Below are 15243 nucleotides of genomic sequence, written 5' to 3' on the forward strand. Positions count from 1 at the left end.
TTATTATGCGTTATTTATCATTACTCGTTATCGTATTGGTGCTTTCATTAACCTCGTGTAGAAATGATTTCGAGTTTGAACCGAGTACAGGCGGATTGGAATTCTCTAAAGACACTGTTTATTTAGATACTGTTTTTACTAATATTGGTTCGAGTACGTACCGATTGAAAGTGTACAACCGAAGCGATTCAGACATCTCAATTCCACAAATTCGTTTGGCTAAAGGAACGGCTTCCAAGTACCGAATCATGGTAGATGGTTTAACGGGTGAAGATGCTGACAATAGTGGTGTTGGCGATGGAAAAATCTTTAACAATGTAGAATTATTGGCCAACGACAGTTTGTTTGTTTTTATAGAAGTTACTGCCGATGTTGCCAGCGCTAATCCAACTGATTTTTTATATACTGATAAATTAGAATTCACCAACATAAGCGGTGCACAACAAGATGTCGATTTGGTGACGTTGATACAGGATGCGATTTTTATCTATCCGCAACGAACAGGAACCAACCCCGACGACTATTTGTACGAAGCCATTAATTTAGGTTTGGATGATGCTAATGAGCAAATCATTTCAGTAGGAAGCAATTTATCGCATACTGATCCTGTTAATGGAGATGAACTGCATTGGACTGCAGCAAAACCGTATGTGATTTATGGATATGCTCTAGTTCCCGGAACTGAAACGTTGGTGGTTGACGCAGGAGCAAGAGTACATTTCCATGCCAATTCGGGTTTGATTGTGGGACAAGACGCTAAAATTCAGATTAACGGAGGAAATCCACCAGGTTCAGATTACGATAATTTATCCAATGAAGTTATTTTTGAAGGTGATCGTTTAGAACCTCTTTATAACGATGTTCCTGGTCAATGGGGAACGCTGATGATTTTATCCAATAGCACTGAAAACACGATTAATCATTTAACGATTAAAAATGCTACAGTTGGAATTTTGATGCAAAATATTGCTACTGCAACAGGAACGACGATTCCGAATTTAACCATCACCAATTCGCAGATTTACAATTGTTCGAATGTAGGAATTCTGGCTCGTAAAGCACAATTAACAGGAAGCAATTTAGTTGGAAACTACTGTGGTCAAGCCACATTAGCATGTACATACGGCGGAATTTATAACTTTACTCATTGTACTTTTAGTAACGATTGGAACAGCTCTCGTCAAGTAGCGGTTTTACTTAGCGATTATTTTGAAACGGAAGACACTATTTATGTACACGAACTGACTCAAGCCAACTTTACCAATTGCATCATTTATGGTAGCAATCAAATTGAAATGCTTTTGGATAAAACGACAGACAGCGGTGTTGCATTCAATTATTTCTTTGATAATTGTTTGATACGTTTCAATAATATAAATAATTCATTTACAAATAATCCGTTGTATCAATTTGCAAGTGATGCGGTTCATTATTCTGATATTTTCCTCGCCACCAACTCACAAATCAACAATCCAAAATTTGTGGACACGGATATCAATGACATGCGTTTGAGTGAAGATTTGAATTTGGCAACTGAGACTTCCGCCAGCAATTTTAATGACATTCTGGGTGTATCCAGAGCAACTTCACCCGATTTAGGTGCGTATCAATTTGTGCCATAAAAAAGTAAAAATTAATCTTCATACAAAACTGTCATCAACAAAATGACAGTTTTTTTTGTTATTAACTTTTCAAAGCTATAGTTAAAATGCTAATGATGTTTTCTATTTTTAACATGACTATTAACTATTTTAACTATGAGACTAAAATTACTATTGGCGGCATTTGTAATGTCGTATTTTTCGTATGCCCAAATTCCAGCTGGCTATTACAACACGGCAACAGGAACTGGCTACACGCTTAAAACGCAATTGTACAATAAAATTAAAGGTCACACCAACAAAGGCTATGCGGGTTTATGGACAACCTATGCCACTTCCGACCGTGACAATCAGTACGAAAACGACAATACTATTTTTGATTATTATTCTGAAAATCCGAATGGACCTGATCCTGTGATTTTTGCATACAGCACCAATCAATGTGGAACTTACACCACTGAGGGAAATTGCTACAACCGAGAGCACATTATTCCGCAATCGGTTTTCAATTCAGCTTCACCTATGGTTGCCGATGCGCATTTTATTCCGCCAGTGGATGGCTATGTAAACGGAATGCGTTCGGATAATCCACACGGAAAAGTAGCTTCTGCCACTTGGACTTCTTTAAACGGTAGCAAACGCGGAACAAGCGCAGTTACAGGTTATACGGGAACTGTTTTTGAGCCTTTGGATGCGTTTAAAGGTGATATAGCGCGTATGTATTTCTACTTTGCTACTCGTTATGAAAATACAGTTGCTTCTTACACCACTTACCCAATGTTTAACGGAACTAGCAATCAGGTTTTTACAGACGGATTTTTAGCAATGTTGATTCAGTGGCACAATCAAGATCCGGTGAGCACTAGAGAAATTGCTCGAAATAATGCGATTTACGCTCGACAATTGAATCGTAATCCATTTATTGATCATCCCGAATACGTGGGAATGATTTGGGGTGGAACTGCTCCTACTCCCGACACACAAGCGCCAACAACTCCAACTAATTTGGTGGCTTCCAACATCACGACTTCATCATTACAATTGAATTGGACCGCTTCGACCGATAATGTTGGTGTTTCGGGCTATGATGTTTATATGAATGGAACTTTAAAAACATCGGTTACTTCTGCAACTGCATCAATTACTGGATTAACTGCCGCCACTTCCTATTCTTTTTATGTAAAAGCCAAAGATGCAGCCGGAAATACTTCGGCCAACAGCACAACGATTAACGCAACCACTACTTCGGCTTCATTGATAACCGATTTGTATTTTTCGGAATACATTGAAGGTTCATCCAACAATAAAATATTAGAAATTGCTAACGGAACAGGAAGTTCTGTAGCTTTATCGAGTTATGTAGTGAAAAAACAAACCAATGGAGCTGGCGCTTGGAGTACCGGAATCACTTTATCGGGAACTTTGGCTAACGGAGCCAAATACGTAATGGCTAATAGCAGTACTAATAGTGTGTGTTATCCTGTGGCTTCTGCAAATTATTCGAGCGCAGGAAGCGAATTAACATTCAACGGAAACGACGCAGTGGGTTTATTCAAAAATGGAGTTTTGATAGACATCATTGGAACATTTAACGGTGGAACTGCTAATTTTTCAGCTGACGAAACGCTGCGAAGAAATACAACTGTTGCTGTACCCAAAGCGACATTCAACAAAACTACCGACTGGACCGTTTATGCTTTGGACACGTGCAACGGAATAGGAAATAAAGTTGCAGAAGATGGTAGAATTTCTCTCGATTATAAGTTATATCCAAACCCATCCAACGGTACATTTACCATTCAATTAACTGATAATTCAATGGTGTATGACGTAGAAGTATTTTCGGCTGTAGGTCAAAAAGTATTTGAAAAAACAGGAACTACTGAAACCTTAGAAATCAACCATCTGCAATCGGGGATTTACTTAATCAAAGTAAGTTCATCAGGAGAATCATTGATGAAGAAAATCATCATCAATTAAAAGAAAAGCCTCGATTATTTCGGGGCTTTCTTTTTAAAATTCAATTGTCAAAAAAACCGTTAAAAACTATTGATAACTCTTTTGGCGAATCGTGGTTTTTGGATTAAATTTGCACAACAACTAACAACAACACAATGATTCACTTTTTCGGAAACGAAACCTCTACTGTATTTGCTGTACAAACGCAAACCGAACTTTCGGCAGCAACCATCTCAAAACTTAATTGGTTATTTGGCAACGCTCACAAAATAGATAAATCCGTTCTCGCGGATTTTTTTGTTGGTCCACGTGCCGCAATGGTAACACCTTGGAGTACCAACGCCGTTGAAATCACTCAAAACATGGGGATTTCAGGTATCATCAGAATTGAAGAATTCCAAATAGTTTCAAGTGATTTTGCCGATTTCGATCCGATGCTTTCGCAGAAATACACCGGATTAAACCAAGATATTTTCACCATCAACATTCAACCTGAACCGATTATTGAAATTGACGATATCGCCGCTTACAACCAAAAAGAAGGTTTAGCGTTGAGTCAGGAAGAAGTTGATTATTTAGAAAATTTATCGAAAAAAATCGGCCGAAAACTAACCGATTCAGAAGTGTTTGGCTTCTCACAAGTGAATTCTGAACACTGCCGCCATAAAATTTTCAACGGAACATTTGTTATCGATGGTGTTGAAAAAGAAACTTCTTTATTCAAATTAATCAAAAAAACCTCAGCTGAAAACCCAAATGATATTGTTTCGGCTTATAAAGATAACGTGGCTTTTATTAAAGGCCCAAAAGTGGAACAATTCGCACCTAAAAGCGCCGATAAACCCGATTTTTACACTAAAAAAGAATTCGATTCAGTCATTTCCTTAAAAGCAGAAACCCATAATTTCCCAACCACTGTTGAGCCATTTAACGGTGCCGCAACGGGTTCGGGTGGTGAAATTCGCGATCGTTTGGCGGGCGGACAAGGTTCGCTGCCATTGGCTGGAACTGCGGTGTATATGACAGCCTATTCGCGTTTGACCAACAATCGTTCGTATGAAAACAACGGAATGCCCGAACGCAAATGGTTGTACCAAACTCCGATGGATATTTTAATTAAGGCCTCAAATGGTGCTTCTGATTTCGGAAATAAATTCGGACAACCTTTAATTACAGGTTCTGTTTTGACTTTCGAACACGAGGAGAAAAACCGAAAATTAGGCTACGACAAAGTCATCATGCAAGCGGGTGGAATCGGGTATGGAAAAGCATCGCAAGCGCAAAAACACGAACCGAAAGTAGGTGATAAAATTGTAATTCTGGGTGGAGAAAATTACCGAATCGGAATGGGTGGAGCGGCAGTTTCTTCTGCAGATACTGGAGCTTTTGGATCTGGAATTGAATTGAATGCCATTCAACGTTCGAATCCCGAAATGCAAAAACGCGCTGCCAATGCGATTCGCGGATTGGTAGAGAGCGATGAAAACCCTATTGTATCGATTCACGATCACGGAGCGGGTGGACATTTGAATTGTTTATCCGAATTGGTCGAAGCAACCGGTGGATTGATTGATTTGGACCAATTGCCTGTGGGTGATCCGACGCTTTCGGCGAAAGAAATCATTGGAAACGAGTCGCAAGAACGCATGGGATTAGTCATTGGCCAAAAAGACATTGATACGTTACAACGAATTGCCGACAGAGAGCGTTCGCCTATGTATCAAGTGGGCGATGTAACTGGAAACCATCGATTCACTTTTGAAAGCAAAACAACTGGCGCTAAACCAATGGATTTTGCTTTAGAAGATATGTTTGGTAGTTCTCCCAAAACCATCATGGCCGACACAACAATTACAAGAAATTATACTGATTTAGAATACTCACAAGAAAACATTCCTACCTATTTAGAAGAAATTTTAAAATTAGAAGCAGTAGCTTGTAAAGACTGGTTGACCAATAAAGTCGATCGTTGTGTAGGTGGAAAAGTAGCCAAACAACAATGTTCTGGACCAATTCAGTTGCCATTGAATAATGTGGGAGTAATGGCTTTGGATTACAAAGGAAAAGAAGGAATTGCAACCTCCATTGGACACTCGCCTATTTCGGCATTAATTGACCCCAAATCAGGAAGTAGAAATGCCATTGCAGAAGCACTTTCAAATATTGTTTTTGCTCCATTGAAAGACAATTTGAAAAGTGTTTCGCTTTCAGCTAATTGGATGTGGCCGTGTAAAAATGAAGGAGAAGATGCACGTTTGTACGAAGCAGTTGAAGCATGCTCGGAATTTGCCATCGAATTGGGAATCAACATTCCAACCGGAAAAGATTCACTTTCGATGAAACAAAAATACCCGAATGATGAAGTGATTGCTCCAGGAACTGTAATTATTTCTGCAGCAGGAAATTGCTCAGACATCACAAAAGTAGTAGAACCTGTTCTGCAAAAAAATGGAGGTTCAATATACTACATCAATTTATCACAAGATGATTTTAAATTGGGTGGAAGTTCGTTTGCCCAAACTCAAAATAAAATAGGTTCTGAAACGCCAACTATAAAAGACGCAACTTTCTTCAAGAAAGTATTCAATACAGTTCAAAATTTAATCAAAGACAATCAAATTGTAGCCGGACACGACATTGGAAGTGGCGGATTGATTACCACTTTATTGGAAATGTGTTTTGCCGATGTGAATTTGGGAGCCAAAATTTCATTCGATTCTTTCGCAGAAAAAGATTTGGTAAAGATTTTATTCTCAGAAAATATTGGATTAGTTGTCCAAGCCAAAAATGATGCTACTTTTGAAAGTGCTTTAAATGGAATCGAGTATTTCAAGTTAGGTTCTGTTGCTGAAGGAATAACTTTAGAAATCACTCACAACTCACAACTTACAACTTATAACATAGAACAATACCGCGAATTATGGTTCGAAACCTCGTTCCTACTCGACCAAAAACAAACCAAAAACGGCAAGTCGTTGGAACGTTTTGAAAATTATGTGAATCAACCTTTGAAGTATGTTTTTCCGAGTCATTTTACAGGAAAAATTGAACAAACTTCTCGCAATGATCGTCCGAAAGCTGCGATTATTCGTGAAAAAGGCAGTAATTCGGAGCGCGAAATGGCCAACGCAATGTATTTAGCTGGATTTGATGTGAAAGACGTTCACATGACCGATTTGATTTCGGGAAGAGAGACATTAGAAGACATTCAGTTTATTGGTGCTGTGGGTGGATTTTCGAATTCGGATGTTTTAGGTTCTGCCAAAGGTTGGGCTGGTGCCTTTTTATACAACGAAAAAGCCAAAACGGCGTTAGATAATTTCTTCAAAAGAGAAGATACTTTATCGGTGGGTATTTGCAATGGTTGTCAATTGTTTATGGAATTGGAAGTCATCAATCCGGAGCACGAAATTCACGGAAAAATGCACCACAACGATTCGCACAAACACGAAAGCGGATTTACTTCAGTAACCATTCAAGAAAACCATTCGGTGATGCTGAAAACTCTAGCAGGAAGTACATTAGGCGTTTGGATTTCGCACGGTGAAGGAAAATTCAAATTGCCATACGAAGAAAGCAAGTACAACATTGTGGCCAAATACGCTTACGAAGGATATCCTGCCAATCCAAACGGTTCGGATTACAACACCGCGATGATGTGTGATGCAACTGGAAGACATTTGGTGATGATGCCGCACATTGAGCGTTCGACTTTCCCATGGAATTGGGCACATTATCCAAAAGACAGAAACGATGAAGTTTCGCCTTGGATTGAAGCCTTTGTAAATGCACGATTATGGATTGAAACCATTAATTCTAAATAATATGAAACTAAAGAAAGTACTCTTATTGGTAATTTTATTTTTTTCTGTTAATGTATTTTCACAGAATTCAGCAACCGAAATCAATACAAAAGATGGCGTTCATTACATTACGACTTCTATTGATCATCCGGTTACTGGAACCTATTTTTTCAAAGGCGCTGAACCAATAGTAGAATTGAACAGTAATGGAACTGGATTGTATCAACAACATGAAGAATCCAAAAAAGCAATGATTTGGGGATTGGAATGCAGTAAAGAAGGAGTGCTAAAATTCACCAAAGGCTTCGATAGCATTGAATATATTTTGTACTATAAATACACCTCATCCACAGAAACGGAAGAAGAATGGAACAAAGTAGAATTTTCCATTCATCTGAATTCGATGAAGATGTTCATCAATGGTGAACGAATGAAAACGTATACTCCAAAGGCAGAAAAATGATTACACTGAAAAATAATTAAGTTACTTTCTTTTCTGTAATCGATTTTTTTAAAGCCAACAGATTCACCATCAATTGGTACCAAAATGGTGCTCCAAGAGTTAATGAAATAGTCGTTAACAATAAACCTATAATTTTCTTAAACACGGAATCTTTAGAAGGGTTTTTCAAGGCATTTCTTTCGTATTCTAAGGTATTCGACATTCCATTTTTCCATCCGTAAGGCAAATCGAATGCATTGAAATCATCTACAACCACTTTTTTTAGTTTTTTAATTTCTTCTACCCGTTCATCACCTGTTAGTGAATCGTTTATTTTGTAATCGTCCTTACCAACATTTTCGGCAAAACTAACCATCACTTCTCGTTTTTCTTTGTCTTCATAGAAGTATTCTATTAGAACCAAAGTATCAATATTCATGGTAAAAGTGATGAAAATGCTAATTCCGAATATCCAAAAACGTACGTAATTTTTATATACTTCTGTAACGGTAATCATGTAACTGTCGTACCATTCTGAGATTTTTTTCTTGATGGCAGTAATGCTCGCTTGTTGGGTTTCTTCCAACTCAGTGATGATTTCTTGCAACTTGGTTTTGATGAACGAATCTTTTAAAGCTTCTATTTTCTTTTTCAATTCATCAAAATCTCGTGCATATGACTTCTTTCCAGATCCTTTTTGAATTTCATCAATCAAAGCACTTGTAAAATTTTCAGTTCCAATATAACTGGGTTTTTTATTGACTTTACTAGCTACCCTAAATTTTGAAGCCAAATGGGTAACAAATTTTGAACTGTAAATTTTATTGATGAATGAGTCTTCGTCATTTTTATTTTCATCCAGTAGATTCTGTAATGATTTATGTAAAATTTTCCCTCTGCTATTGACAACCATAGCGATGAATTCGTTGCAGAACGAAACAAGTGTACTCATTAAAAAATAAACAACAACTAGGGAAATTACAACTTCAAGAACGGCTGGAAACATAAATCGATTCTTTTAAATTAAACAAAAATATATTCGTTGGTTTGCATAAAAAATGTTGCGTTGGCTACCAAATTGGCTTCTGCATCTCTCCTGATGTGTAATCCTTTGGCCTTTTTTATATCCCATAAACGCTTCATACTTCTGATCTCAGCAGCAATTTTGGCTAAATTTCCAGAAGCAACGTGACCAACAATGTTTTTCATTTCTTTTCTTCGATCAGAATTGTCAATTAATGCACCCCGATTGTACACCAACGACAGTAGCGCACCTTGGGCATCGGCTGGTAATTTCTCCACGCCTGGAAATGCTTTTTTAGTATCAACCGCATATTTAGGCATCGATTTGGTGTAAAAAACTTCCAAAGCCACTTCCCAACTGATTTCAATTTTCTTTAGCGCTGTGGTCAGTGCGTTTTTGGCTGCATCGCCTTTTTTCCCAACAACAGCATTCAACGAATTGAATGTACTGGTCGACAATAATCCACTCCAATCTTTTTGAAATTGTGTTGACGTCACGTATCCCAAATCATAGCCAATTCCTATGGTGATTCCGCTTTCTAATTCGGGCCAGATTGGGAATTTATACTTTGCCAAATAAGATGCTTTAGAAGAAATTTCCGAATTAATAATAATATCCAAGGCTCTTTTAGAAACAATCATGCTGGCTCCATTCGGAATTTCGGGCAATTGCTTGTCTAAAAAATCTTCAATCCGAGTGAGTGTAGCTGGACCAAAAATCCCATCTACATCTTTACCTGTGAATCCGAGGCTTTTTTGAATGGATTTCTTTCGCTCATGAATCAGACTCCCATTCGGAACCACAATTTTCTTTAACTTTTCAATTTCGGCACAAGTTTCTGAATTGAATATTCCTGTCGGATTCACTTTCAATCGTTTCTGAACCGCTTCAATTCTGATTTGTAATGGTGTTGGCATCGCTTAGTTTTTAGTATTGAAGAAATCCTTTGTTTACGTCTTTAATTTTGCGGATGTGCTCAAAAACACCAATTCCTTCTCGACTCTTGTTATTATTGGTGTTTCCTTCGATGGTTGTGATGAATCCGCCATTAACTTCTTTTACAATTCCGGTATGACCGTAACCCTGACCGTAATCCATGATGAAAATTTGTCCGGGTTTGACTAATGACGGATTGTTTTTAGAATCTTTGGCTAAAATTTTAGTACACGTTGCCTCGTTCCAACCTCGCAAAACTCCAGCTGTTTTTACCAATGGATTAGTTTGACCAAGTTCTTTGGCTGCTTGTTCGAAACTCCAATACACAAAAGCCATACACCAAGCATAGCCTTTGCCCAAACCAACCGATTTTAAAAAAGTTTCTACTTCCGGACCACTGTTACTGCCTCCTTTTTCGCGAACGCCTAATTGAGAATTGGCATAGTCAATCGCTTTCTCAGCTAATTTTTTCTTTACAGTAGTGTTTTGTGGTACCGAACTTTCACCAAATAAAATGGCCCAAGTTATGGCGCCTAAAACACCGTCAACAACTAACAGATTTCCGTTTTGATCGGTATTTTGAGTTTGGAACAATTTTACAGCACTAACTGTTTTGTTTCCAAAGTCGCCATCCACATCAATTACACCATAACCCTTGGCATTAAGCTGTTTCTGAACGGCTTTGACAATGGTTTTGTCTTGTTCTCCTTTTTTGATCAATCTACCGGGATATTTCATGATTTAGTTTATTAAATTACACAATTAATAGAGTATCTTTTTGATAGTCAGAATAGTAAAATGTGAAATTAAATATAAATGCGAAGCGATAAAAGAGGAAAAACACCCTTTTTTTAATAAAGTGATGAGGAGAGAATTTATGATTGTAAGATTATAAGACTTTGAGACTGTAAGACTATAAGATTGTTAGACTTTAGGATTGTGTAATTAAGATGAAGAAATACCATTCGACGTGTCTTTAATAAAACATCTTGTATATGCACCAAAAAAATGTCCTACTAAAAGGACATTTATAATTTATTTTCTCTGCTTTTGATAGTTCATCAAGTAATCACCTTTAGGCTTTCCGATGTCAAATGAGCTGAACTTTACAAAAACTCTTGTGGCTAAACGTGCGTCGTTTTTATCCCAGTTTTCGTATTCTATTCGGTAAATAGCCGAATACATTTCTGCTCGACCCACACCGTGATAGCAATGCAATAAAACTGGGTAATTATCGGGATTATCCATGATCTTGAAAAAGTAATCTAAGTTTTTTTGGGTCGGAATTTGATCCGAACCATTATTAAAATAATTTACTCCTTTTAATTTAGCAATCGCTTCTTTTTCGGCTGTTAATTCGGCAGGAATTTCTGGATTATTGACATCGTCGCCCGTTCCAGGAAAACGCAAATCAACAATACTTTTGATGTTGTATTCTTTTACGTAATCAGCAATTTCATCAGGTGGAATTACACCACTTTTATACACTTTCCCTTCGGTTATAGTCTCAAAATTATGATTGATGTGCATGTCATAGACATACTTTCCTACGCCAGCAAGAACGATTAAAAAAACACCTAATAGAATTTTCTTTTTTGTACTCATTTCAGTTGTGTTGTTAGTTTTTTATCAATCACCCGATTCATGTAATCTTGGTAAAATGCTTTTGACTCCAATTCCAATTCGTCCATTTCAGCATTTCTATTCTTAATCAAATTGTGTTCCAATGCTTTGTCTTTGATGTCATAAAATCCGATTACTTGCTTTCCATCGAAAACACAAGTATAATTTCCTTTTGAATAATGATGCACATTTCCCATCGAATTGACAACAAAAGGCTGGGTTTTCTTCTTTTTATCCACCAAACTTCTGCCCCAACTTCTGAAAGGTTTATTGTAACCAATCATGTCTAATAGTGTCGGATAAATATCGATTTGTTGTGCCAATTCGTTATTCACTCCAACGTATTCACTGTTGGGTTTGTAAAACAAAATCGGAACGGCAAAACGATTCAAGGTTTGGTAGTATTCGTTGTAAAATACTTGATTTCCGTGATCAGCCACCATTACAAAGATGGTGTTTTCGTACCAAGAAGATTTTTTGGCTTCTTCAAAAAAGCGTTTTAAAGCATAATCAGTATATTCAACGCATTTGTGCATGATGATGTCGCCTTCTTTGAACTTGTCTTTGTATTTTTCGGGAACGATGTACGGCTCGTGAGAAGAAACGGTGAAAACAGTTGAGAAAAAAGGTATTTTTTGCTGGTCTAAAGTCGATTTCATGAACTGCAAAAACGGTTCGTCCCAAATGCCCCAAAAACCATCAAAATCGGCGTCGTTGTTGTATTCCGTTCTACCGTAATAATTGTCAATTCCTAGTATATTGCTGAATCCTAAAAATCCCATTGATCCATTGGCCGCACCATGAAAAAAAGAAGTAGTATAGCCTTTACTTTCCAAAGTAGAAACCAACGATTCAATTTTTTGCTTCGGATAAGGTGAAGAAGTGAACGCATCTTTATAGGTAGGAATTCCAGCTATTATTGACGACATTCCGTGAATCGACTGTCTGCCATTCGCGTAAGCGTTCGTAAAAATCAAACTGTGTTGAGCTAATGAATCAATAAATGGGGTGTGACTTTTATAGTTTTTAATGTTCATGTCTTTGTTGAACGCACCACAGTATTCTCTTCCGTAACTTTCCAAAATGATTAAAACCACATTGGGTTTTGACTCTGGATTGTTATCGTAAAATTTAATCGGTTGAATTTTTTCGGCGATGACTTGTTCGGTCACTTCTGGGAATTCTACTTTTTTGAAATTATTACTAAAAAGGGTGCGGATGATGGCAAATGGCGTGTTCAGTACAATATCTGCATGAACGTTATTTTTTACGTGTCGACTAGCATCCAATAAATTGATTGGTCGAGTAGATTTACTCAAATCACCACCACGAATTCCTGCTACAATCAACAATCCAAATGCAACAAAAGCTACTGTTGAAAACCCGAAATAAGCAATCTTATTTTGTGGAATGTCTTCTTTAAATCGGATTTTTTTATACAAAAACACCCAAAGGAAAGACAATGCAAAAAACAACACAAAAACGTGCCAATAATCGACTATAAAACTGAGAAACAAGGTGGCTTTATTCGTTTCGTTTTCAATTACATTCATCGCAGCCAAGGTGGTTCGAGCTAGACTGTGTTTATAGTAAATAAAATCGATAAAATTGGTGGAGAAGGCAAGTAAATTTGTGATGAAATACAAATAGAAAAGTCCTTTTTGAAAACCTCTCGAAGTGTTTTTAACCAAGGGTAAAATACTCACTAAGATGAAAAGCAAATTGACGTATAAAATAGCCGAAGTATCAAAGGTCAATCCGTGGTAACACAACTTTAAAAAATAGGAAAACGAGCTAACTTGCAACAAATCGTCGTTATAAAAATAAAAAAGTAAACGGGCAATGGTATAAAACAGATACGCTAATCCTATTCTCAGTAACAAGACTTTATACTCATCGATGCGCAGGAATTTCTTCATGTAGTGAAAAAGAATTTTGGCAAAACTACTAAATTCAGCAACTATAATTCTTAAAATAATTGTTAATCTGTTTTTTATTAATTAATTTGCAACAAATAAAATGCGATAATGACAAAAATCACACGACTTTTTGATTTTCCCTACTACCAATTAGAGAAAAATAATATTTCCGACTGTTTGGTAACCAAATACAATGGCGAATGGGTGAAAACTTCTACCCAAGACTACATTGACCAAGCCAATGCCATTTCGAGAGCTTTGCTTCGAATGGGAGTTCAAAAAAACGATAAAATTGCCATCATTTCCTCTTCTAATAGAACCGAATGGAACATTATGGATATTGGAGTGTTGCAAGTAGGAGCGCAAACCGTTCCTATTTACCCAACCATTTCGGCAGAAGATTATGAATATATTTTAAACCACTCCGAATCGGTATATTGTTTTGTTTCGGACGATGTAGTGCTTAAAAAATTACAATCCATTCAAAAAAACGTACCGCTTTTAAAAGAAGTCTATTCGTTTGACGAAATCAAAAGTTGCAAAAATTGGAAAGAAGTACTTGCTTCTGGATCAGACAAAAGCAATCAAGACGTTGTTGAAGATCGAAAAAACAATGTGTTACCCGAAGAATTAGCTACCATAATTTACACTTCTGGAACTACCGGAAAACCAAAAGGCGTAATGTTATCGCACAACAACATCGTTTCCAACGTATTGGACAGTTCACCACGCATTCCATTTGAAGAAGGAACCAGTCGCGCACTGAGTTTCTTACCGATTTGCCACATATTTGAACGTGTTATTTTATACATCTATCAATACTATTCGGTATCAATTTACTTTGCCGAAAGCATCGAAAAATTATCGGACAACATTAAAGAAGTAAAACCTACAGTATTTTCGGTTGTACCGCGTTTGTTGGAAAAAGTATACGATAAAATTTACGCTAAAGGCGCTGAACTTACCGGAATTAAAAAGAAATTATTCTTTTGGGCTATTGAACTTGGCCTGAAATATGAACCGTATGGTGCCAACGGATTTTGGTACGAAACCCAATTAAAAATTGCTCGAAAATTAATTTTCAGCAAATGGCAAGAAGGTTTGGGTGGCAATTTAACCGTAATGGTTTCGGGAAGTGCCGCTTTACAAACCCGTTTGACTCGCGTTTTTGCTGCTGCCAGAATGCCCGTAATGGAAGGCTATGGTTTGACCGAAACTTCGCCCGTAATTTCAGTAAATGATGTAAGAAACAAAGGTTTCAAAGTCGGAACTGTGGGTAAAGTCATCAACAATGTAGATGTAAAAATTGCTGAAGACGGCGAAATTTTATGTAAAGGTCCGAACGTTATGATGGGCTATTACAAAGACCAACAACTTACCGATGAAGTAATCAAAGATGGTTATTTTCATACGGGAGATATAGGCGAAATTGATGCCGAAGGTTTCCTTAAAATTACAGACAGAAAAAAAGAGATGTTCAAAACTTCAGGAGGAAAATACATTGCACCACAATTGATTGAAAACCAGATGAAACAATCGCTTTTTATTGAACAAATAATGGTGATTGGCGATGGTGAAAAAATGCCTGCTGCGTTCATTCAGCCGAATTTTGATTTTGTCAGAGAATGGGCCAAACGTCATCATGTGGATGTGGGCGATTTGAACGAAGAAATTGCATCCAACCCAGAAGTCATTAAACGCATTCAAGAAGAAGTGGATACGGCCAACGAAAAATTTGGAAACTGGGAAAAAATCAAACGATTTGAATTGACTCCGAATATTTGGAGTATTGACGGCGGCGAACTCACTCCTACTCTTAAATTGAAGCGAAAAGTAGTTCGTGAAAAATACAAAGACATATACGATAAGATTTATAGAAACGATTAATTTCTGTATACTGAAAACCAAAAACTGCGACTGTGACTCTAACTGTAAT

10 protein-coding genes are annotated in these 15243 nt (G+C 37.2%); 5 read left to right on the top strand and 5 right to left on the bottom strand.

Annotated elements, in window-relative coordinates:
* Window positions 1-5: 5 nt before the first annotated feature.
* The 4 genes from VK161_RS09805 (at window position 6) to VK161_RS09820 (ending at window position 7826) form a co-directional block, all read left to right on the top strand.
* Window positions 6-1622, top strand: coding sequence for a hypothetical protein (locus VK161_RS09805; protein WP_324214599.1), 1617 nt, complete (start codon window positions 6-8; stop codon window positions 1620-1622).
* Between the two features lie 135 nt (window positions 1623-1757).
* Window positions 1758-3581 (top strand): endonuclease, encoded by a 1824-nt coding sequence (locus VK161_RS09810; RefSeq protein WP_324214600.1) that lies wholly within the window; start codon window positions 1758-1760, stop codon window positions 3579-3581.
* 134 nt (window positions 3582-3715) lie between these two features.
* Entirely contained in the window at window positions 3716-7384 is a 3669-nt protein-coding gene (purL, locus tag VK161_RS09815) for a phosphoribosylformylglycinamidine synthase (protein ID WP_324214601.1), read from the top strand.
* Window position 7385: 1 nt separating this feature from the next.
* Window positions 7386-7826: a hypothetical protein gene (locus VK161_RS09820; protein ID WP_324214602.1), complete on the top strand. Its 441-nt coding sequence runs from the start codon at window positions 7386-7388 to the stop codon at window positions 7824-7826.
* Between the two features lie 16 nt (window positions 7827-7842).
* Here the strand turns inward: VK161_RS09820 and VK161_RS09825 are convergent, their stop codons facing one another.
* The 5 genes from VK161_RS09825 to VK161_RS09845 form a co-directional block, all read right to left on the bottom strand.
* Entirely contained in the window at window positions 7843-8811 is a 969-nt protein-coding gene (locus VK161_RS09825) for a hypothetical protein (protein ID WP_324214603.1), read from the bottom strand.
* A 17-nt stretch (window positions 8812-8828) separates the two neighbouring features.
* Window positions 8829-9746: a hypothetical protein gene (locus VK161_RS09830; RefSeq protein WP_324214604.1), complete on the bottom strand. Its 918-nt coding sequence runs from the start codon at window positions 9744-9746 to the stop codon at window positions 8829-8831.
* 10 nt (window positions 9747-9756) lie between these two features.
* Window positions 9757-10503, bottom strand: a complete 747-nt coding sequence (locus tag VK161_RS09835; protein ID WP_324214605.1) for a CHAP domain-containing protein — start codon at window positions 10501-10503, stop codon at window positions 9757-9759.
* 297 nt (window positions 10504-10800) lie between these two features.
* Entirely contained in the window at window positions 10801-11370 is a 570-nt protein-coding gene (locus tag VK161_RS09840) for a dual specificity protein phosphatase family protein (RefSeq protein ID WP_324214606.1), read from the bottom strand.
* Window positions 11367-13307, bottom strand: a complete 1941-nt coding sequence (locus tag VK161_RS09845) for an LTA synthase family protein (RefSeq protein ID WP_324214607.1) — start codon at window positions 13305-13307, stop codon at window positions 11367-11369. The genes VK161_RS09840 and VK161_RS09845 overlap by 4 nt, the downstream gene beginning before the upstream one ends.
* Before the next feature lie 108 nt (window positions 13308-13415).
* Here VK161_RS09845 and VK161_RS09850 point away from each other — a divergent pair, with 108 nt between their 5' ends.
* Window positions 13416-15194, top strand: coding sequence for a long-chain fatty acid--CoA ligase (locus VK161_RS09850; RefSeq protein ID WP_324214608.1), 1779 nt, complete (start codon window positions 13416-13418; stop codon window positions 15192-15194).
* Window positions 15195-15243 lie beyond the last annotated feature (49 nt).

Origin of the sequence: Flavobacterium sp. (assembly GCF_035299245.1) — a bacterium.
Lineage (GTDB): Bacteria > Bacteroidota > Bacteroidia > Flavobacteriales > Flavobacteriaceae > Flavobacterium.